The following is a 21,922-nucleotide window of genomic DNA, read 5'->3' on the forward strand; positions in this document are numbered from 1 at the left end:
TGGCACGATTTTTTTAGACTTTGTTGCGTAAATATTAGGTTTACCCCACCATGTGAGCGAGCCAGACGACATTTGCAGCCATAAAGCTGCTCAATTTATTTGCGGGGTTACTATGATTACATTGTGGGGTCGCAATAACTCGACCAACGTAAAAAAAGTATTGTGGACGCTCGAAGAACTGGAACTGCCGTATAACCAAATTCTGGCGGGTGGACAGCATGGCGGTAACCACGATGCCGACTATCTGGCTCTGAACCCAAACGGACTGGTCCCGCTGCTACGCGATGATGAAACCGATGTTGTATTGTGGGAATCCAATACCATTGTTCGCTATCTGGCGGCTCAGTATGGACAAAATCGTTTGTGGATTGACGCCCCGGCCACGCGCGCCGTCGGTGAAAAATGGATGGACTGGGCGAACCAGACGCTGAGTCCTGCGCATCGGGTTATCTTATTTGGTCTGGTCAGAACGCCGGCGGAGAAACGCGACATGGCGGCCATTGAGGCCGGAACGAAGGTATGCGATAACCTGTTTGCCATACTGGACAACGCGCTGGCGGACCAGCCATGGTTCTCCGGAGCTGAATTTGGCACTGCCGATATCGCCGTTGCGCCGTTCATCTATAATCTGTACAACGTTGGCCTGAGCTGGACCCCGCGCCCGCATCTGGAACGCTGGTATCAACAACTGACCGAGCGCCCGGCGTTTCAAAAAATCGTGATGATCCCGGTCAGCTAACTCAATCAGGGACTCACTTTTAGTAATTCCCCGTCGGACTCGTCGGTTAACACGTACAAATAACCGTCTGGTCCGACGCGCACATCACGGATCCTTTGCCCCCTTTCCTGCAACAGACGCTCCTCTTCGGCGACGGTATTCCCTTTAACGCTCAGTACGATCACCGCTTTCTCTTTCAACGCACCGACGAACAACTTCTGCCGCCATTGCGGGAAAGTATCGCTATTATAAAAAGCCATTCCGCTGACCGCAGGTGACTTTTCCCAGTAAAAGATAGGTTGCTCCGTACCCGCAACAATTTGGCCTTTTGCTTCAGGAATTTTAAGCCCACTGTAGTTAACGCCCCAGGTCGCGAGCGGCCAGCCGTAGTTTTTCCCTTTCTCCGGGATATTGATTTCATCGCCTCCGCGTGGACCATGCTCATTGAGCCACAACACATCACTCCACGGGTTCATCGCCATCCCCTGCGGGTTGCGGATGCCATACGACCAAATCTCTGCCCGCGCTCCCGCCATATTCACAAACGGATTATCCGGTGGAATTTTGCCCTCATCGGTCAGTCGTATGACCTTGCCCTGCAGCTTATCCAAATCCTGAGCAGTTGAACGTTGGTTATTCTCACCGAGGCCAATAAACAGATAGCCGTTGCCATCAAACACCATACGTCCACCAAAATGGTTTCCGGTAGAGAGCTTTGGCTGTTGGCGAAAAACGGTCTGAAACCCTTGCAGATGTTTGAGATCGTCGCTCAGTCTTGCGAAACCTACCGCCGTGCCTGCTTTACCTTCACTATCGGCTTCCGCGAAGCTTAGCCACACCCGGCGGGATTGGGTAAAATCCGGGGCCAACGCCACATCAAGCAGTCCCCCCTGCCCCTTCGCCCAGACTTTGGGGACACCAGTCAGCGGGTCGGAAAGCCCCTTCCCAGACTGCCAGAGTCGAAGCTGACCGCCTTTAAGCGTAATGAGCATACCGCGATTATCGGGTAAAAAAGCCAGCGACCACGGGTGATCGAGTTTGGTTTGCAGTACTTCCACTTTTACCGCGGCGGCATAAGAGGAAAACAGCGCAAGTGGAATAGCACAGAGCAAGAATCGACGCATAACACCTCCTTAATGGCTCTGCATAAAGCGTAGCCAGCAAGGGGAATTATCCCGTCATATTTACATAATCTTAACGAAAAGGGGGAGCGCCCTCCCCCTGATTCAGACGAGTTCCAGCGTTGGGTAAGATTCTAAACTCTGGATACTCAGCGTCAGCGTTGTCAGGCAGTTTTCCAGTTTCTCTGCGTTAACGGCGATAAACGTTGGACAATCGTGATGTCCACTCATCAGACAAACAGCAGCGGCGGCTAACGCCCCTTCAGCACGATGAAGGGCATTCCACTCTTCCTGATCAAGATGCATACCGTGAAGCTGTGATTGCTCGTGCAATTCGCGATTCAGTGCAAAAAAATTATCACGCAGACGATCGCTCTCGCTGACTGACATGTAGCCTTTCGCTTTTCTCAACAGCAGATAAGCGGCAAGTTCGATACGGGCATTTATCAATTTGTTGAGAAGATCGGTTCTCAGTCTGTCAACAACCATACTTTGTTCCTCCTCTTTCCAACTATGGTGCAACTTAATAGTATGGTTAATTTTTGAACAAAGTCGTGTCCAGGATCAATCCATCACTTAAAATTAACATAATTTACAAATAATCTTTAATTCCAGGCCGGGCAGGCCGCTGATGGTATGAGATTGCGATACAATTTTTGTTCAGAACTCTGTAGAATCCCTGCCCTGAATATTCCAATAACTGAACACTTTTTACGCTATGAGCAATGTAACCCACCAGCCGAAAATCGGCTTTGTCTCCCTCGGCTGCCCGAAAAACCTTGTCGATTCTGAGCGCATCCTGACCGAACTTCGTACCGAAGGCTATGATGTCGTGCCAAGCTACGACGACGCGGATATGGTCATCGTTAACACCTGCGGCTTTATCGACAGCGCAGTCCAGGAGTCTCTGGAAGCGATTGGCGAAGCGCTGAACGAAAACGGCAAGGTGATCGTCACCGGCTGTCTGGGCGCAAAAGTCGATCAGATCCGTGAAGTCCACCCGAAGGTGCTGGAAATCACCGGGCCGCATAGCTACGAGCAGGTTCTGGAGCACGTACACCATTACGTGCCCAAACCAAAGCATAATCCGTTCCTGAGCCTGGTTCCTGAACAGGGCGTCAAGCTAACACCGCGCCATTATGCCTATCTGAAGATATCTGAAGGCTGTAACCACCGCTGCACCTTCTGCATTATTCCGTCGATGCGTGGCGATCTGGTGAGTCGTCCGATTGGCGATGTTCTCAGCGAAGCTAAACGTCTGGTCGATGCGGGCGTTAAAGAAATTTTAGTGATTTCTCAGGATACCTCCGCTTACGGTGTGGATGTGAAGCATCGTACCGGTTTCCATAACGGCGAGCCGGTCAAAACCAGCATGGTTGATCTTTGCGAGCAGTTATCAAAACTGGGGATCTGGACGCGTCTGCATTATGTTTACCCGTACCCACACGTTGATGATGTGATCCCACTGATGGCGCAAGGGAAAATCCTGCCGTATCTGGACATCCCGTTGCAGCATGCCAGCCCGCGTATTCTCAAGCTGATGAAACGCCCAGGCTCCGTGGACAGACAGCTGGCGCGCATCAAACAGTGGCGTGAAATCTGTCCTGAGCTGACGTTGCGTTCAACCTTTATTGTCGGCTTCCCGGGCGAAACGGAAGAGGACTTCCAGATGCTGCTCGACTTCCTGAAGGAAGCGCGTCTGGACCGCGTGGGCTGCTTTAAATACAGTCCGGTAGAGGGTGCAGGAGCCAATGAGCTGCCGGATCAAGTCCCGGAAGAGGTGAAAGAAGAACGCTGGAACCGCTTTATGCAGTTGCAACAGCAGATCTCTGCTGAGCGTTTGCAGGAGAAAGTGGGCCGCGAAATTCTGGTCATCGTGGACGAAGTTGACGAAGAAGGCGCGATTGGTCGCAGCATGGCTGATGCCCCGGAAATCGACGGCGCGGTATACCTGAATGGCGAAACAAGGGTGAAGCCTGGCGATATCGTTCGCGTGAAAGTCGAAAACGCAGATGAATACGATCTGTGGGGTTCACGCGTTTAATAAGCGTAACTCAACCGTAGGCCGGATAAGGCGTTACGCCGCATCCGGCAACGCCTGATGACGACGCTAGCGCGTCTTATCAGGCCTGAATTTATCCTTTTATCTTCGGGTCCAGCGCGTCGCGAAGGCCATCGCCCAACAAGTTAAACGCCAGCACCGTCAGAAATATCGCCACCGCCGGAAAAATCGCCACGTGCGGCGCGATCACCATATCCGCCCGTGCTTCATTGAGCATAGCCCCCCACTCCGGGGTCGGCGGCTGTGCGCCCAATCCCAGAAATGACAGGCTTGCGGCAGAAATAATCGACGTGCCGATTCGCATGGTAAAAAAGACCACGATCGATGAAACCGTCCCCGGCAAGATATGGTTAAAAATGATGCTCGCATCGCTGGCACCAATACTGCGCGCAGATTCAATAAACGTCTGCTGCTTCAGCACCAGCGTATTTCCGCGCACCAGGCGCGCGAAGGCAGGAATGGAGAAAATGGCCACGGCAATAATCACGTTCGCAATGCCGCTGCCCAGCACGGCGACCACGGCTATCGCCAGCAGAATGCCGGGAAAGGCGAACAGCACATCGCAGATACGCATAATCAGCCGATCCCACCAGCCCTCGTAGTATCCCGCCAGCAGACCCAGCACCGTGCCAATCGCCGCGCCAATAAATACGGCAAAGACCCCCGCCGCCAGCGAGATTTGCGCGCCAACCAGCACGCGGCTAAAAATATCCCGCCCCAGCGAGTCAACGCCAAACCAATGCAGCATTGAGGGGCCATCATTTAATCGGTCATAATCGAAGTAGTTCTCGGCATCGAATGGCGTCAACCAGCGAGCAAAAACCGCCACCGCGATCAGGACCAGGACAAATACACCCGCAATCATCGCCATGCGCTGACGGCGAAAACGACGCCAGAACTCATGCCACGGCGTGCGTATCTGCTCTGGCTTAACAAGAGGCATTGCATTTAAAATCGCCTGTCGGCGCCAGTTAAAAAATCGCATCCTTACTTGTACCTGATAGCCGGATTAATGGCGGCGTAAAGCACATCCACCACTAAGTTAATAAGAATAAACTCCAGAGAAAACAACAACACCTCGGCCTGAATCACCGGGTAGTCACGCATTTCGACTGAGTCCACCAACAGTCGCCCAAGACCAGGCCAGTTGAACACCTTCTCAACTACAATAGAACCGCCAAGCAAAAAGCCAAACTGTAGCCCCATCATGGTGACCACTGGGATCATCGCATTACGCAAACCATGTTTTAATACTACCCATGTTTCACTCACCCCTTTGGCCCGCGCGGTACGCATATAGTCTTCACCGAGCACATCGACGAACGATGCGCGAGTAAACCGGGCTAACACCGCGGCCACCGCCGCACCCAGCGTAATTGACGGAAGGATATAGTGCAGCCAGGTGTCAGCGCCAACGGTTGGCAACCACCCAAGCTCAACGGAGAATATCTGCATGAGCAGCATACCGAGCGCAAAAGCCGGAAAAGAGATCCCGGTGACCGCCAGCGTCATACTCAATCTGTCCGGCCAGCGATTGCGCCATACCGCAGCGATAATCCCTGCCGTCATGCCAAATAACACCGCCCACGCCATACTGGCAATGGTCAGCCATAGCGACGGCATAAAACGACTGGCTATCTCTTCTGCAACCGGGCGACGAGAAACCATCGAGATCCCGAAGTCACCTTGCAACACGTTGGTCATGTAATGCCAGAACTGAATATGCAGCGGCTGGTCCAGACCCAACTGCGTACGCACCAGTTCAATCACCTCGGCGTCGGCTTCCGGCCCGGCAATCAACCGGGCCGGATCGCCGGGTAGCAGGTGAACAAATAAAAACACCAGCACCGCAACAATCAACAGCGTTGGAATCAACCCCAGCAGGCGCTTGAAAACATAGTTAAGCATCACGCTCCCTTCGCCGGCCCCTGGATTGCGGGGCCGAATGAATCGCTTATTTTAAATCCGCATCATCAAAGCTAAATCCGGTATCCGGCATGATCCAGAACCCGGTCAGTCTGGTGCTGTGCGCCGAAATCAGTTTTTCCACAACCAGCGGGATCCACGGCGACTCTTTCCAGATGATATCCTGCGCATCCTTGTACAGCTTCGCTTTCTGCGCCGGATCGTTGGTTTGCAATGCCGCCGCTAAATCACTGTCCACCTGTTTATTGCTGTAGAATGCCGTATTAAACAGCGTTGGCGGCCAGTTTTGTGATGCAAACAGCGGTGACAGCGCCCAGTCCGCTTCCCCGGTAGAGGCAGACCAGCCGGTGTAGAACATCCGCACCCCGCTCTCTTTCTGCGCTTTACCCTCGACTTCCGCGGCGCGCTGACCAGCATCCATCGCCGTCACCTGTGCCTTAATACCCACCTGCGCCAGCTGCTGCTGGGTAAATTGCAGTACTTTCTGCGCGGTACTGTGGTTATGCGAAGACCACAGCGTGGTAGTAAAACCGTTCGGATAACCCGCTTCTTTCAGCAGCTCGCGCGCTTTCGCCGGATCGTATGGCCATGGCGTATAACTTTGCGCGTAAGCTATCGATGGCGGAAGAACGCCCGTTGCCGGCGTCGCGTAACCGGCAAACGCCACTTTCACCAGCGCCTGACGGTTGATGGCATAATTCAGCGCCTCACGCACCTTCGGGTTATCGAACGGTTTTTGCGTGACGTTCATGCTGATATAACGCTGCATGATAGACGGACTCGCCACCAGTTCCAGGTTTTTGTTCTTCGCCAGTAACGCCGCCTGCTCGTAAGGGATCGGGAAGGCAAACTGGGCTTCCCCGGTCTGTAGCATGGCCGCGCGCGTGTTGTTGTCGGTCACCGGACGCCAGGTAATCGTGTCCAGCTTTGGCAGCCCTTGCTGCCAGTAACCCGCGAACTTCTTAACCCTCACAAAATCCGTCTGATTCCAGGTATCAAGTTGATATGGCCCGGTGCCGACAGGGTGGAAACCAATCTCCTTGCCATATTTCTCCAACGCGGCGGGAGAAATCATCGCCGTTGCCGGGTGCGCCAGGATATTGATAAATGCAGAGAACGGCTGCTTCAGCGTAATCTTCACCGTTGACGGATCGACAACCTCGGTTTTATCGATATTCTTATACAGGTTGTAGCGTTTCAGACGATTCTCCGGATTGCTGGCCCGGTCGAGGTTAGCTTTAACTGCCTCGGCGTTGAAGTCGGTGCCATCCTGAAATTTCACGCCCTGACGCAGCTTAAGAGTGTAAGTCAGGCCATCATCAGAAACCGTATAGCTCTCCGCCAGCACATTTTTCAGCTTCATCTCTTTATCAAGGCCAAACAGTCCCTGATAAAACGACTTCGCTACTGCCTGCGACAACGTGTCGTTCGCGTCATAGGGGTCGAGCGTGGTGAAATTGGATCCTACCGCCACCACCACGTCTTTGGCGGCCCAGCCAGGCGATGCGGCCAGCGCAGAGGCCACTCCCATAGCAACCAGCCATTTCCGAGCAACAATTTTTGTCATGTTATTCTCCTTAAACCCTGCCTGCCTGTTATAAACGCGAAAGCGCATTGTCTGGCTGCCCGCGCGCAACATAATGCCCCGGGCCCACTAACTGGAGTGAAACGGGGGAAATATCTTCACCGCGTTTGCGAATATTGCTGGGGATATCATCCGACAACAGCACACGCTGCGGTCGGTGATGCGATGGATCGGCGACCGGGACTGCCGCCATCAGTTTGCGGGTGTACGGGTGCTGCGGATTTTCAAACACCGCGCGTCGGGGGCCAATCTCAACGATTTGTCCAAGATACATCACCGCCACACGATGACTAATGCGCTCCACCACCGCCATGTCGTGGGAAATAAACAGGTACGCGATCCCCATTTCCCGCTGCAGGTCGAGCAACAGGTTGATAATTTGCCCACGAATTGAGACATCCAGCGCCGAGACGGACTCATCGGCAATAATCACTTTGGGATTGAGCGCCAGCGCCCGGGCAATGCAGATACGCTGACGCTGACCACCGGAAAACTCGTGCGGATAGCGCCAGGCATGCTCAGGGAGCAATCCTACGCGTTCCAGCAGCCATGCAACCCGTTTTGCCGCCGCATCACCTTGCAGTAATCCATGGACCCGTAGCGGCTCTAAAATGGAATATCCCACCGTCTGACGTGGATCGAGTGAAGCATACGGGTCCTGAAAAATAAACTGAATATCCCGACGCAACGGCTGTAATTTACTGGCGGCCAGAGTATCAATACGCTGTCCATTAAAAATGATTTCTCCGCGCTGAGACTCGACAAGGCGCAGCAGCGCGCGCCCGGTGGTGGATTTCCCACATCCCGACTCGCCCACCAACGAGAGCGTTTCTCCGGGCCACAGGTCAAAGCTGACGTTTTCTACCGCATGCACCTCGCGAGTGACCCGATTAAAAATGCCGCTACGCAGAGGAAATCGCGTCACCAGGTTACGTACCTGTAGAATTGGCTCGCCTTCAACCACGGTATCCTGTTCAGTCTGGGGCTCTACATGACTGGGATCGTGTAACGAAATGAGCGGAAACCGGCGCGGATAGGCTTGTCCGCTCATCGCCCCAAGCTGCGGCACGGCTGCCAGCAGTGCTTTGGTGTAAGGATGTTGGGGAGCATGAAAAATCTGCTCTACGCTGCCGGTTTCTACCGCCTCGCCCTGATACATCACCAGCACACGGTCGGCAATATCCGCCACCACGCCCATGTCATGGGTAATAAAAATCACCCCCATCGACATATCCTGCTGCAACACTTTTATCAGTTGCAGGATCTGCGCCTGAATCGTCACGTCCAGCGCGGTGGTAGGTTCATCGGCAATCAAAACCGCAGGGCGGCACGACAGCGCCATGGCGATCATCACCCGCTGACGCATGCCGCCGGAAAGCTGGTGCGGATAGCGCGACAAAATCGCCTTCGCCTCAGGGATACGCACCTGGTCGAGCATCCGTTTAGCTTCCACCATCGCCTCTTCGTGGCTGGCTCCCTGATGCAAGCGGATTGACTCGGCAATTTGCTCACCCACGGTAAATACCGGATTGAGCGATGTCATGGGCTCCTGGAAGATCATGGCAATATCCGCGCCCCGTACGTGACGCATCTGCGATGCGCTCTGTTCACCCAGCTCAATAACCTGTCGATTACGGCGTCGAAGAAGCATTTCATCGCAGCTCACCTCACCGCCTGACTGTTCAATCAGACGCATCAGCGACAAGGCCGTGACCGACTTTCCTGAACCAGACTCGCCCACTATCGCCAGCGTTTCGCCACGCTTCAGGCGAAACGACAGATTGCGCACCGCGCTAATGCGCTGCTGCTCCTGTTCAAAGGCAATATTCAGGTTGCTGACGGACAGCACATCACTGGCATCAAGCTCATCACTGTGTGGCAACGGTATCTCCTTTTTCCCGATAAATACCGGTGGTGGGCGTATCGCCTGCGTATCCCCAGGCGCGGTACATGCCTTCGCTGTTAAACGGCAAAGCAACATTGCCCTCATGATCGATGGCAATTAAACCGCCGCTACCACCGAGTGCCGGTAATTTTTCCATCACTACGCGCTCACACGCCTCTGATAAACTCAAACCGCCATAATCCATCAACGCCGCAATGTCATAGGCCGCCAGCGCACGAATAAAAACTTCACCGGTTCCGGTGCAGGAGACAGCCACACTTGCGTTATTGGCATAACAGCCTGCGCCGACCAGCGGACTATCACCCACCCGCCCCGGTAATTTGTTGGTCATCCCGCCGGTCGAAGTTGCCGCCGCCAGATTGCCAAACATATCCAGCGCAACCGCACCCACGGTACCCATTTTGTTGTTTTCATCCAGCGGAGTCGCGCTGTGATCCAGCACCGTATCCCCCACCGCTTGCGCTGCCAGCAGCTGTGCGTAGCGTTCTGGCATCGAGAAAATATCCGCCGAAACACGCGCCATACCCTGCGCAATGGCAAAATTTTCTGCCCCTTCACCAATCATCATGACGTGGGGGCTGCGTTCCATCACCAGGCGCGCTGCGAGAATCGGGTTTCGCAAATGGCTTACCCCGGCGACGGCACCAGCGTTCAGCGTATTACCGTCCATCACGCAGGCGTCCAGCTCATGGGTTTCATCACGGGTATACACCGCGCCAATTCCGGCGTTAAACAACGGACACTCTTCCAGCAAACGTACGGCTTCGGTAACCACATCCAGTGCGCTACGACCGTCTTCAAGCATCCGCTGGCCGGTTTCAACGATATCCGACAGCGCCTGTATATAACGCAACTCTTGCTCCTGGCTCAGCTGCGCGCGGGTGATAGCCCCTGCGCCGCCGTGAATTGCAATGACTGCTTTACCCATTTTATTCGTCCATAAGGTGGCTCGTTCCGGGGTTATAAATATCAGAATTTCTGTAGCATATTGATTCGATTTTTGAATATAGAAAGATGCAGACGTCATGTAAAGGTAAAGGCCCGCCCCGCACACCCCATCGCATCAGGTCATGCAGCGGTGTTCAACAGAAAAAAGATTCCTCGACGTTATTGAATAAATTAATTCAAGCGATCGGTAATCTGTTTTTTTGCATAAAACACAAAGCGTTCAACAGACGGCATACACGCAGCCCAGTTCTGTTTGGTTAACCCCAGGTATTCCGCACGCGCAGCTTGCAGCGTACCAGCGTGCTCAACGGGTAATTGCGGTATGAGCCAGGACGCAGCCTCATCTTTAGCGACAATATTGCCCGTAACCACGCTATACCAGATGCGTGCCAGAGCAAGGATGATATTACGCTCGTCCCCTATTAAATCGTCCGGTGTCTGCCACATCTCAAGAATATGTCGGAATGTTTGCACGACATCGGTAAAAGGAATTACGTTGAATAACGTCTCAGCGGGTTCGCCGAATAACGGTATGCTGGCGCGCCGGGCCTGGGCCAGCAGAATAGAAAGATCGGGATCTTCCTGCGCCGGTTCAAACACGCCAGCGCAGATATCATCACGCAACCATTCGCCAAACTGCATCTCCCTCGCAGGTGGGAATCGCCAGGGTACAACCTGCGAGTAGAGAATGATGGTGACTTCCAGCGCGCGATATTGCTCTGAGGTGCCGGGAGGTGCAGAGATGTTCAACAAATTCTGCATCACTTTTTTTCTTTGCCAGGCATCCATTGGTTTACGTAAGGTGACCAACAAATCTATATCGCTTTGGGGTTTTAAGCCGCCTTCAACAGCAGAACCATACAAATGAATGGCGACAAGATTGCCTTCGAAAATCTGGCGGATGAGCGTACTGGCGGCATCCACCTGTCGTCGAATTGCGTTCGGGATAATATTAGTCATCTAGCCCCCAGGGGAAAAAGAGCGGAAATAGTGAGTCTATACTGCATTTTTTCTGTCACGCTACTTCTGGCATAAAACCTGGAGCATATCTGATCCTAAGTCTGAGGTGGCATACTGCCCGCGTCCATTTTCTGACATAATAAGCGGATTCGATTTTGCCTCGCAGGAGTCTTCTCATGGAATTTACCGCCGGACTGATGCCGCTTGAAACGGCTCTCTCTCAGATGCTTTCGCGTATCACCCCGCTCACCGCCGTCGAAACGCTACCACTGGTTGAATGCTTTGGCCGCATTCTGGCCACCGACATCGTCTCCCCGATTGATGTCCCGGGATTCGATAACTCGGCAATGGATGGCTATGCGGTGCGATTAGCCGATTTACACACTGAGCAGCCTCTTGCGGTAGCGGGTAAAGCCTTTGCTGGTCAGCCTTTCCATGGCGAATGGCCTGCGGGAACCTGCATCCGCATTATGACCGGTGCCCCGGTTCCTGCCGGTTGCGAAGCAGTAGTGATGCAGGAACAAACGGAACAAACGGACGACGGTGTGCGCTTTACCGCCAAAGTCCGCAGTGGGCAAAATATACGTCTGCGCGGTGAAGATATTGCAAACGGCGCGGTGGTGTTTCCCGCCGGGACTCGCCTGACAACTGCCGAGCTTCCTGTGCTGGCTTCGCTCGGTATTGCCGATGCCCCCGTTGTGCGCAAAGTCCGCGTGGCGCTGTTTTCCACCGGCGATGAACTGCAATTGCCTGGTCAGCCGCTGGAGGACGGACAGATTTATGACACTAACCGTCTGACCGTTCACCTTATGCTGCAGCAGTTAGGCTGCGAGGTGATCAACTTAGGAATTATTCGCGACGATCCCAACGCGTTGCGCGCCGCGTTTATCGAAGCCGACAGCCAGGCTGACGTCGTTATCAGCTCCGGTGGTGTTTCAGTTGGCGAAGCGGATTACACCAAAACTATTCTGGAAGAGCTGGGAGAAATCGCCTTCTGGAAGCTGGCCATCAAACCGGGCAAACCGTTCGCCTTTGGCAAACTGAGCAATAGCTGGTTTTGCGGCCTGCCGGGTAACCCGGTGTCTGCGGCCCTCACCTTTTATCAACTGGTCCAACCGCTACTGGCAAAACTCAGCGGTAACACCGCCTGTGGACTGCCTCCACGCCAGCGCGTGCGCACCGCATCACGCCTGAAGAAAACGCCTGGCCGTCTGGATTTTCAGCGCGGTGTATTGCAGCGCAATGCAGAAGGTGAACTGGAAGTCACCACCACCGGACATCAGGGCTCACATATTTTTAGCTCCTTTAGCATGGGCAACTGTTTTATCGTGCTGGAACGCGATCGTGGTAACGTCGAAGCCGGAGAATGGGTTGAGGTCGAGCCGTTTAACGCACTGTTTGGAGGCCTGTAATGGCAGAACTCAGCGACCAGGAGATGATGCGCTATAACCGGCAAATCATTCTGCGCGGCTTCGATTTCGAAGGTCAGGAAGCGCTCAAGGAGGCGCGGGTACTGGTCGTTGGTCTGGGCGGACTGGGATGCGCGGCAACTCAGTATCTTGCGGGCGCAGGCGTCGGAAATTTAACCCTGCTCGACTTTGACACGGTCTCCGTGTCAAATCTCCAACGTCAGACGCTGCACAGCGATGCAACCGTTGGACAGCCGAAAGTGCTATCCGCCCGCGACGCCCTGGCGCGGATTAACCCCTATGTCGCCATTACACCAGTGAATGCGCTACTGGACGATAGTGAGATTCACAGACTTATCGCCGAACACGATTTGGTGCTGGACTGTACGGATAACGTCAGCATTCGTAATCAGCTGAATGCCGGATGCTATGTCGCGAAGATTCCGCTGGTTTCTGGTGCGGCAATCCGCATGGAAGGACAAATTACCGTCTTTACGTATCAGGAAGGCGAGCCCTGCTACCGTTGTCTGAGCCGCCTGTTCGGTGAAAACGCCCTGACCTGCGTAGAGGCCGGCGTAATGGCTCCCCTGATCGGGGTAATCGGATCGTTACAGGCGATGGAAGCCATTAAGCTGCTGGCAAACTACGGTAAACCGGCATCTGGAAAAATCGTCATGTACGACGCCATGACCTGCCAGTTTCGTGAAATGAAACTGATGCGTAATCCTGGGTGTGAGGTCTGCGGGCAATAATGCCGGGAGGAGTCCCGGCACTCTGGCTTAAATAGAAGTACGGCCAAATGCGCTCTGCCAGTCATGCTCGAACTTGGCTACGGCAGCATCAACAGCCGGAGAGCTTATCATCTGTTGAGCGACATCCAACGGCAGCGTGATGGACTCGCAGCCCACCAGCAGGCAATCCAGCGCCTGACGCGGCGTTTTGAAACTGGCGGCCAGCACTTTGGCGTGTGGGGCATGCATTTTCAATAAGGCCTGCAGATCGGTCACCGTCTGAATGCCATCTCCCCCCTGAGCATCCACGCGGTTAACGTATGGCGCGACATATTCCGCCCCCGCAAGCGCAGCTAAAAGCCCCTGAGCAGCACCGTAAACCGCAGTACCCAGCGTCGGGATACCTTCTTCTTTCAGCAACTTAATCGCCGTCAGACCTTCTGCCGTAACCGGCACTTTCACGACGATATCCGCGATGATTGCCCGCAGTTTACGCGCATCGCTGACCATCCCTTCGGCGGTGGTCGCCATTACCTGAGCAAACAGACGTCCTTGCCCGCCCATTGCGTCCTGCAGTTGCGGCAGTAACACATCCAGCGTTTGCTTACCTGCCGCCACAATGCTTGGGTTAGTGGTCACCCCTGCCAGCGGAAAAACACGCGCCAGCGTTTTAACTGCGGCAACGTCAGACGTATCTAAATAGAGTTCCATAACCTTTCCTCAAACGAATAATTAGCATGAATAAAAGGTAGCACGGCGAAACCTCACGGTTAGTTGACGCACGTCAATATAACTTTCATTCGAAAGTAATTTAATCTTTACATGAAAGAAAAGAGGCCGCTTATGATTTTTAATATCCAGCGCTATTCCACTCATGATGGTCCCGGTATCCGCACCGTGGTGTTTTTTAAGGGATGTTCCCTGGGCTGTCGGTGGTGTCAGAATCCGGAAAGTCGCGCCCGGACGCAGGATCTGCTTTATGACGCACGTCTGTGCCTCGATGGTTGCGATCTTTGTGCTAAGGCAGCACCGGCAGTGATTGAGCGGGCGCTGAGCGGGTTGCTGATTCATCGCGAAAAACTGACCGATAATGCTCTGACGGCGCTGACCCACTGCTGCCCTACCCAGGCGCTAACCGTCTGTGGAGAGGTAAAAAGCGTGGATGACATCATGGCGACCGTATTACGTGATAAACCGTTTTACGATCGCAGCGGTGGGGGGCTCACTCTTTCCGGCGGCGAACCGTTTATGCAGCCAGAGCTGGCGGCTAAATTGTTCCAGGCCAGCCACGAGGCGGGCATTCATACTGCGGTAGAGACCTGTCTGCATGTTCCATGGAAGTATATCGAACCTTCGTTACCTTACGTTGATCTGTTCCTGGCCGATTTAAAACATGTCGCCGATGCGCCGTTTAAACAGTGGACTGATGGCAGCGCCTCTCGCGTGCTGGAAAACCTGAAAAAACTGGCCGCCGCCGGTAAAAAAATAATTATCCGCGTCCCGCTGATTCAGGGATTCAATGCTGACGAAGCGGCTATTCAGGCAATTACCGATTTTGCCGCCGACGAACTCCACGTCGGAGAGATCCATTTTTTGCCCTACCACACGCTGGGCATCAACAAATACCACTTACTCAATCAACCCTACAATGCCCCGGATAAACCGCTTGATGCGCCTGCGCTGCTCGAATTTGCCCAGCAGTACGCCAGCCTTAAAGGTTTAACCGCGACCCTACGAGGATAATCGCCATGACCACTCTGAAACTGGACACACTTAGCGACCGTATCAAAGCGCATAAAACGGCCCTGATCCACATTGTGAAACCACCGGTTTGTACCGAGCGCGCCCAGCACTATACCGAGATGTATCAGCAGCATCTGGATAAACCCATCCCGGTTCGCCGCGCGCTGGCACTGGCTCATCACCTGGCGGAACGCACTATCTGGATCAAGCATGACGAGCTAATCATCGGTAACCAGGCAAGCGAAGTACGCGCCGCGCCAATCTTCCCGGAATACACCGTCTCCTGGATTGAAAAAGAGATCGACGATCTTGCCGACAGGCCTGGCGCAGGTTTCGCGGTAAGTGAAGAGAACAAGCGCGTATTGCACGAAGTGTGTCCGTGGTGGCGCGGTCAGACCGTACAGGATCGCTGCTACGGCATGTTTACTGACGAACAAAAAGGGCTGCTGGAAACAGGCATTATCAAAGCTGAAGGTAATATGACCTCCGGTGACGCGCACCTGGCGGTGAACTTCCCGCTATTGCTGGAAAAAGGTCTCGACGGCCTGCGCCATAAAGTCGATGAACGTCGTTCCCGCATCAATCTGACTTGTCTGCAAGACCTCCATGGCGATCAGTTCCTGAAAGCGATTGATATTGTGCTGGAAGCCGTCAGTCTGCACATTGAGCGCTTTGCCGCACTGGCACGTAAAATGGCGTCCACAGAAACGCGCACCAGCCGCCGTGATGAATTGCTGACCATGGCGGAAAACTGCGATGTCATCGCCCATGAACCGCCAAAAACGTTCTGGCAGGCGCTACAGTTGTGCTACTTCATCCAGTTAATCCTGCAAATTGAATCGAACGGTCACTCGGTATCATTTGGTCGTATGGATCAGTACCTCTATCCGTTCTATCGTCGTGACGTAGAACTGAACCAGAGTCTCGATCGTGAGCACGCCATTGAGCTGTTGCACAGCTGCTGGCTGAAGCTGCTGGAAGTGAACAAAATCCGCTCCGGCTCCCACTCGAAAGCCTCGGCGGGCAGCCCGCTGTATCAGAACGTGACCATTGGTGGCCAGAACCTGGTCAACGGTCAGGCGATGGATGCCGTCAACCCGCTCTCCTACGCCATTCTGGAGTCCTGTGGCAGACTGCGTTCCACTCAGCCGAATCTCAGCGTGCGTTATCATGCGGGGATGAGTAATGACTTCCTGGATGCCTGCGTACAGGTGATCCGTTGCGGCTTCGGGATGCCAGCCTTTAACAACGACGAAATCGTCATTCCGGAATTCATTAAGCTGGGCATTGAACCGCAGGACGCCTATGACTACGCGGCTATTGGTTGCATCGAAACCGCCGTTGGCGGCAAATGGGGCTACCGCTGCACCGGCATGAGTTTTATAAACTTTGCCCGCGTAATGCTGGCGGCGCTGGAAGGCGGACGCGATGCCACCAGCGGCAAAGTATTCCTGCCGCAAGAGAAAGCGCTCTCAGCTGGCAACTTTAATAATTTCGATGAAGTGATGGACGCCTGGGATACGCAGATCCGCTATTACACGCGCAAATCCATCGAAATAGAGTATGTCGTCGACACCATGCTGGAAGAAAACGTACACGATATTCTGTGCTCCGCGCTGGTAGATGACTGTATTGAACGTGCGAAAAGTATTAAGCAAGGTGGCGCGAAGTATGACTGGGTATCCGGCCTGCAGGTGGGTATCGCCAACCTCGGCAACAGCCTGGCTGCAGTGAAAAAACTGGTCTTCGAGCAGGGGGCTATCGGCCAACAACAGCTGGCCGCCGCGCTGGCCGATGATTTTGATGGTCTGACCCACGAGCAGTTGCGCCAACGCCTGATAAACGGTGCGCCAAAGTACGGCAACGATGACGATAGCGTTGATGCGCTGCTGGCCCGCGCTTATCAGACTTACATTGACGAACTGAAGCTGTATCACAACCCGCGTTACGGCCGTGGTCCGGTTGGCGGCAACTACTACGCCGGGACCTCGTCTATCTCTGCAAACGTACCGTTCGGCGCGGCAACCATGGCAACGCCGGATGGCCGTAAAGCGCACACCCCGCTGGCAGAAGGCGCAAGCCCGGCATCCGGTACGGACCATCTCGGTCCAACGGCGGTAATTGGCTCGGTGGGTAAACTGCCTACCGGTTCAATCCTCGGTGGCGTGCTGTTAAATCAGAAGCTGAACCCGGCCACGCTGGAAAATGAGTCTGATAAACAGAAGCTGATGATTTTGCTGCGTACCTTCTTTGAAGAGCACAAAGGTTGGCATATTCAGTACAACATCGTTTCTCGTGAAACGCTGCTTGAAGCCAAAAAACACCCGGATCAGTACCGTGATCTGGTGGTGCGTGTAGCGGGTTATTCCGCCTTCTTCACCGCGCTGTCTCCGGATGCGCAGGACGATATCATCGCCCGTACTGAACATATGTTATAAGCAAGGTCAGTGAGCCGGATTAGGTACTCGTACCGACATCCGGTTCTCATCCCTCACCACTGCCGGATGGCGCAGTTGCTTATCCGGCCCACTCAATCGCCCCTCTCCCTCTTTCATTCGAAATTAAATTTGTGCTTTAGCTCACATTGTTATTAAAATGTTTCAGGTCGCAGTTATGAGCCAGGAGCAAGTATGACCATCAAAGTTATCGTCACAGACATGGACGGAACTTTTCTCGACGACGCCAAGCATTACGATCGCGTACGCTTTATGGCGCAGTATCAGGAGCTGAAAAAACGAGATATTGAATTTGTCGTGGCCAGCGGCAACCAGTATTACCAGCTAATATCCTTCTTCCCGGAGCTCAAAGATGAGATCTCTTTTGTCGCCGAGAACGGGGCACTGGTGTTTGAACACGGCAAACAGCTGTTTCACGGTGAGCTTACCCGCCACGAATCACGCATTGTCATTGGCGAACTGCTCAAAGATAAGCAGCTCAACTTTGTGGCCTGTGGACTGCAAAGCGCCTACGTGAGCGAAAATGCCCCAGAGTCCTTTGTCGCGTTGATGGCAAAACACTACCATCGCCTGAAACCCGTAAAGGATTATCAGGACATCAACGATGTGCTGTTCAAGTTCTCGCTGAATTTACCAGACCAACAGATCCCATTAGTTATCGATCACCTTCACTCTGCCCTCGACGGCATCATGAAGCCTGTCACCAGCGGCTTTGGGTTTATCGACCTGATCATTCCCGGCTTACATAAAGCTAACGGAATCAGCCGTTTGTTAAAACGCTGGAACCTGTCACCGCAAAACGTAGTCGCCATTGGCGATAGCGGTAACGACGCGGAAATGTTGAAGATGGCGCACTACTCTTTCGCCATGGCCAATGCGGCAGAGAGCATCAAATCGATTGCCCGCTATCAGACCGATGACAATAACCATCAAGGCGCGCTGAACGTGATTCAGGCGGTGCTGGACAACACTTCCCCTTTTAACAGCTGATCCCATAACCGGGGCGCTCGCCCCAGCTTTCACTCTATTCTCACTTTGCGCACACCAGCATATTTTTAAACTTGCATTAACTAATTTTTAACTTATATTATCACTTGCAATCAAATTTAGTTTCGAATGAAAGTTAATGCGAGGTGGTTATGGCTTTTACTTTTACCAGCGACACGTTGCCTGCCGATCACAAAGCGGCAATCCGTCAGATGAAACAGCAGCTGCGGGCACAGCTTGGGGATGTTCAGTTGATCTTCAACCAGCTGAGCGATGCCATTGCCACCCGCGTGGCGGAAATCAACGCCCTCAAAGCGCAAGGCTCCCCGGTATGGCCTGTGTTGTCCTATGCGGATATCAAAGCGGGTCGCGTGAGTGCAGAGCAGCGTGAAGAAATTAAGCGTCGCGGATGCGCGGTTATTAAGGGGCATTTCCCCCGCGAACAGGCGCTGGCATGGGATCAGTCGATGCTCGATTACCTGGATCGCAACCATTTTGATGAGGTCTACAAAGGCCCCGGTGATAACTTTTTTGGCACCCTCAGCGCATCCCGCCCGGAGATCTACCCCATCTACTGGTCCCAGGCACAGATGCAGGCCCGCCAGAGCGAAGAAATGGCCAATGCACAGTTATTCCTTAATCGCCTGTGGACGTTTACAAGCGAAGGGAAACAATGGTTTAACCCGGATGTCAGCGTTATCTACCCTGACCGCATACGTCGTCGTCCGCCGGGAACAACGTCCAAAGGGTTGGGCGCGCATACGGATTCCGGCGCGCTGGAACGTTGGCTTCTGCCGGCATATCAGCAGGTTTTTGCGAATGTTTTCAATGGTAAACTGGAAGAGTACGATCCGTGGCAGGCTGCGCATCGCACCGAAGTAGAAGAGTACACCGTGGATAACACCACCAAATGTTCAGTATTCCGTACCTTCCAGGGCTGGACTGCATTATCCGATATGCTGCCCGGTCAGGGATTGTTGCATGTGGTCCCTATTCCTGAAGCGATGGCGTATGTGCTGTTACGCCCATTGCTTGACGATGTGCCGGAAGATGAACTTTGCGGCGTAGCGCCCGGCAGAGTCCTGCCGATTTCCGCGCAATGGCATCCGCTGCTGATTGAAGCGCTAACCAGCATTCCACAACTGGAAGCCGGAGATTCCGTCTGGTGGCATTGTGATGTTATTCACTCCGTCGCGCCGGTAGAAAATCAACAAGGTTGGGGCAACGTGATGTACATCCCTGCCGCACCGATGTGCGAAAAGAATCTGGCCTACGCTCACAAAGTAAAAGCCGCGCTGGAAAAAGGCGCATCGCCGGGTGATTTCCCTCGAGAGGATTATGAAACTCACTGGGAAGGACGCTTCACACTGGAGGATTTGAATATCCACGGTAAACGCGCGCTGGGGATTATTTAATATGTAGCTTACACAATTTTCCCTAAGTATTTCGCGTTACAGGAAGGCGGTCAGCCTGTAAATCCCCGGGAGCTTACATAAGTAAGTGACCGGGGTGAACAGGTGCAGCCAACACACCTGTAACACGAAAGACGACGGGTAAATTAACCGTCAATACCTTTACTACGCAGGTAATCTTCGTAGTTGCCGGTGAAGTCGATCACGCGTTCCGGCGTAATCTCAATCACGCGGGTCGCCAGGGAACTGACGAACTCACGGTCGTGAGAAACGAAGATCAACGTGCCCTGATACATTTCCAGCGCCATGTTCAGCGACTCGATAGATTCCATATCCAGGTGGTTGGTCGGTTCATCCATCACCAGGATATTCGGTTTCTGCATCATCAGCTTACCGAACAGCATGCGTCCTTTTTCACCACCGGAGAGCACTTTTGCAGGTTTCTTGATATCGTCCTGGCTGAACAGCAGACGACCAAGGAAGCTGCGCACAACCTGCTCATCATCGCCTTCTTGTTTCCACTGGCTCATCCATTCGAAAACGGTCAGATCGTTTTCAAACTCGTATTCATGATCCTGCGCGTAGTAACCAACCTGGGCGTTCTCAGACCACTTCACGGTACCGTTGTCTGGCTGCAAATCGCCAACCAACGTTTTCAGCATGGTGGATTTACCCACGCCGTTGGCACCAATGATGGCAACCTTCTCTCCCACTTCCAGCAGCAGGTTAAAGTTTTTAAACAGCGGGCCTTCATCAAAACCTTTCGCCAGCGCTTCCACTTCCAGCGCGTTACGGAACAGTTTCTTATCCTGTTCGAAGCGGATGAACGGGTTCTGACGGCTGGACGCTTTCACTTCGTCAAGCTTAATCTTATCAATCTGGCGCGCACGAGAGGTTGCCTGACGAGATTTAGACGCGTTGGCGCTAAAGCGGCTGACGAAGGATTGCAGATCGGCAATCTGTGCTTTCTTCTTGGCGTTATCGGCCAGCAGACGTTCACGCGCCTGAGTTGCCGCTGTCATGTATTCGTCGTAGTTACCCGGATAAACACGCAGTTCGCCGTAGTCCAGATCCGCCATGTGCGTACAGACCATGTTCAGGAAGTGACGGTCGTGCGAAATGATGATCATGGTGCTGTCACGCTCGTTGAGTGTCTGCTCCAGCCAGCGAATGGTGTCGATATCCAGGTTGTTCGTTGGTTCGTCGAGCAGCAGAATGTCCGGGTTAGAGAACAGCGCCTGTGCCAGAAGCACACGCAGTTTCCAGCCGGGCGCGACTTCGCTCATCGGGCCATAATGCTGCTCTACCGGAATACCGACGCCCAGCAGCAGTTCACCCGCACGCGCTTCCGCAGAATAGCCGTCCATTTCGCCATACTGAACTTCGAGGTCAGCAACTTTATAGCCGTCTTCTTCGCTCATCTCGGCCAGCGCATAAATGCGATCGCGCTCCTGCTTCACTTCCCACAGTTCACCGTGACCCATGATGACAGTGTCAAGCACGGTGAATTCTTCAAAGGCGAACTGATCCTGACGCAGCTTACCGATGCGCTCATTCGGATCGAGGGAAACGTTGCCCAGCGTCGGTTCGAGGTCGCCGCCGAGAATTTTCATAAAAGTGGATTTACCGCTACCGTTCGCGCCAATCAGGCCGTAACGGTTGCCGCCGCCAAATTTGACGGAAATATTTTCAAACAGCGGCTTACTGCCGAACTGCATGGTGACGTTGCTGGAAACTAACACTGGCGTATCCTGAAAGAGAAAGAAATATGTGACAAACCGCTTATTATGCCATAAGTCTGCGATAAGATCGCGCCTTGATGCTGAAGGGGTAAAGTGAAAGCGTGAGGAAAAAAATGTGATTTAGTACACATCCGAATTCCTTGTTGCTCAGATTGCACATATAATGCGTGCCCAACACTACATAAATCTCAACCCACTAGCCTGCCTGGCACTGAA

Annotated in this window: 18 protein-coding genes; 8 read left to right on the forward strand and 10 right to left on the reverse strand. The window is 53.5% G+C overall.

What is annotated here, in order from left to right:
- Window positions 1-112 precede the first annotated feature (112 nt).
- The gene (locus NMD08_RS17580; protein WP_187260203.1) at window positions 113-739 is read left to right on the forward strand and encodes a glutathione S-transferase family protein; all 627 of its coding nucleotides are present in this window, start codon (window positions 113-115) and stop codon (window positions 737-739) included.
- Between the two features lie 5 nt (window positions 740-744).
- Here the strand turns inward: NMD08_RS17580 and NMD08_RS17585 are convergent, their stop codons facing one another.
- The gene (locus tag NMD08_RS17585) at window positions 745-1,842 is read right to left on the reverse strand and encodes a PQQ-dependent sugar dehydrogenase (RefSeq protein ID WP_286545306.1); all 1,098 of its coding nucleotides are present in this window, start codon (window positions 1,840-1,842) and stop codon (window positions 745-747) included.
- Window positions 1,843-1,944: 102 nt separating this feature from the next.
- Window positions 1,945-2,328 carry a biofilm formation regulator BssR gene (gene bssR, locus NMD08_RS17590; RefSeq protein WP_151219629.1) on the reverse strand — a complete coding sequence of 128 codons (384 nt, stop codon included), beginning with the start codon at window positions 2,326-2,328 and terminating at the stop codon, window positions 1,945-1,947.
- Window positions 2,329-2,557: 229 nt separating this feature from the next.
- Between bssR and rimO the strand changes: the two genes are divergently transcribed.
- Window positions 2,558-3,883, forward strand: a complete 1,326-nt coding sequence (rimO, locus tag NMD08_RS17595; RefSeq protein WP_151219628.1) for a 30S ribosomal protein S12 methylthiotransferase RimO — start codon at window positions 2,558-2,560, stop codon at window positions 3,881-3,883.
- Window positions 3,884-3,974: 91 nt separating this feature from the next.
- Here rimO and gsiD read toward each other — a convergent pair whose 3' ends face one another.
- The 6 genes from gsiD to NMD08_RS17625 all read right to left on the reverse strand — a co-directional run bounded on the left by gsiD (window position 3,975) and on the right by NMD08_RS17625 (window position 11,226).
- Entirely contained in the window at window positions 3,975-4,886 is a 912-nt protein-coding gene (gene gsiD / locus NMD08_RS17600; protein WP_370618675.1) for a glutathione ABC transporter permease GsiD, read from the reverse strand.
- A 2-nt stretch (window positions 4,887-4,888) separates the two neighbouring features.
- Window positions 4,889-5,809: a glutathione ABC transporter permease GsiC gene (gene gsiC / locus NMD08_RS17605; protein WP_151219626.1), complete on the reverse strand. Its 921-nt coding sequence runs from the start codon at window positions 5,807-5,809 to the stop codon at window positions 4,889-4,891.
- Between the two features lie 46 nt (window positions 5,810-5,855).
- Window positions 5,856-7,394 (reverse strand): glutathione ABC transporter substrate-binding protein GsiB, encoded by a 1,539-nt coding sequence (gene gsiB, locus NMD08_RS17610; protein ID WP_370618677.1) that lies wholly within the window; start codon window positions 7,392-7,394, stop codon window positions 5,856-5,858.
- 28 nt (window positions 7,395-7,422) lie between these two features.
- Window positions 7,423-9,294, reverse strand: a complete 1,872-nt coding sequence (gsiA, locus tag NMD08_RS17615) for a glutathione ABC transporter ATP-binding protein GsiA (protein ID WP_151225000.1) — start codon at window positions 9,292-9,294, stop codon at window positions 7,423-7,425.
- Window positions 9,281-10,246: a beta-aspartyl-peptidase gene (gene iaaA, locus NMD08_RS17620; RefSeq protein WP_370618679.1), complete on the reverse strand. Its 966-nt coding sequence runs from the start codon at window positions 10,244-10,246 to the stop codon at window positions 9,281-9,283. Before iaaA ends, gsiA begins: the two co-directional genes overlap by 14 nt.
- 191 nt (window positions 10,247-10,437) lie before the next feature.
- Complete coding sequence (locus NMD08_RS17625) at window positions 10,438-11,226, reverse strand: aminoglycoside adenylyltransferase family protein (protein ID WP_370618681.1); 789 nt, start codon at window positions 11,224-11,226, stop codon at window positions 10,438-10,440.
- A 176-nt stretch (window positions 11,227-11,402) separates the two neighbouring features.
- Here NMD08_RS17625 and moeA point away from each other — a divergent pair, with 176 nt between their 5' ends.
- Both moeA and moeB read left to right on the forward strand, forming a co-directional pair.
- Window positions 11,403-12,638 (forward strand): molybdopterin molybdotransferase MoeA, encoded by a 1,236-nt coding sequence (gene moeA / locus NMD08_RS17630; protein ID WP_151224998.1) that lies wholly within the window; start codon window positions 11,403-11,405, stop codon window positions 12,636-12,638.
- Window positions 12,638-13,387, forward strand: a complete 750-nt coding sequence (gene moeB / locus NMD08_RS17635; protein ID WP_151219620.1) for a molybdopterin-synthase adenylyltransferase MoeB — start codon at window positions 12,638-12,640, stop codon at window positions 13,385-13,387. The genes moeA and moeB overlap by 1 nt, the downstream gene beginning before the upstream one ends.
- A 27-nt stretch (window positions 13,388-13,414) precedes the next feature.
- Here moeB and fsa read toward each other — a convergent pair whose 3' ends face one another.
- Window positions 13,415-14,077 carry a fructose-6-phosphate aldolase gene (gene fsa / locus NMD08_RS17640; RefSeq protein WP_151219619.1) on the reverse strand — a complete coding sequence of 221 codons (663 nt, stop codon included), beginning with the start codon at window positions 14,075-14,077 and terminating at the stop codon, window positions 13,415-13,417.
- Window positions 14,078-14,209: 132 nt separating this feature from the next.
- Between fsa and NMD08_RS17645 the strand changes: the two genes are divergently transcribed.
- The 4 genes from NMD08_RS17645 (at window position 14,210) to NMD08_RS17660 (ending at window position 19,967) form a co-directional block, all read left to right on the forward strand.
- The gene (locus NMD08_RS17645; protein WP_151219618.1) at window positions 14,210-15,109 is read left to right on the forward strand and encodes a glycyl-radical enzyme activating protein; all 900 of its coding nucleotides are present in this window, start codon (window positions 14,210-14,212) and stop codon (window positions 15,107-15,109) included.
- 5 nt (window positions 15,110-15,114) lie between these two features.
- Complete coding sequence (locus tag NMD08_RS17650; RefSeq protein ID WP_187252744.1) at window positions 15,115-17,547, forward strand: glycyl radical protein; 2,433 nt, start codon at window positions 15,115-15,117, stop codon at window positions 17,545-17,547.
- A 192-nt stretch (window positions 17,548-17,739) separates the two neighbouring features.
- The gene (locus tag NMD08_RS17655; protein ID WP_252838043.1) at window positions 17,740-18,555 is read left to right on the forward strand and encodes a Cof-type HAD-IIB family hydrolase; all 816 of its coding nucleotides are present in this window, start codon (window positions 17,740-17,742) and stop codon (window positions 18,553-18,555) included.
- Between the two features lie 149 nt (window positions 18,556-18,704).
- A complete protein-coding gene (locus NMD08_RS17660; RefSeq protein ID WP_370618684.1) occupies window positions 18,705-19,967 on the forward strand; it encodes a DUF1479 domain-containing protein in 1,263 nt (420 codons plus the stop codon).
- A gap of 143 nt (window positions 19,968-20,110) precedes the next feature.
- On the opposite strand, the gene NMD08_RS17665 is transcribed toward NMD08_RS17660, so the two are convergent.
- Entirely contained in the window at window positions 20,111-21,706 is a 1,596-nt protein-coding gene (locus NMD08_RS17665) for an ABC-F family ATPase (RefSeq protein WP_103768890.1), read from the reverse strand.
- Window positions 21,707-21,922: the final 216 nt, after the last annotated feature.

The organism is Citrobacter meridianamericanus, from assembly GCF_041320245.1.
Taxonomy (GTDB): domain Bacteria; phylum Pseudomonadota; class Gammaproteobacteria; order Enterobacterales; family Enterobacteriaceae; genus Citrobacter; species Citrobacter meridianamericanus.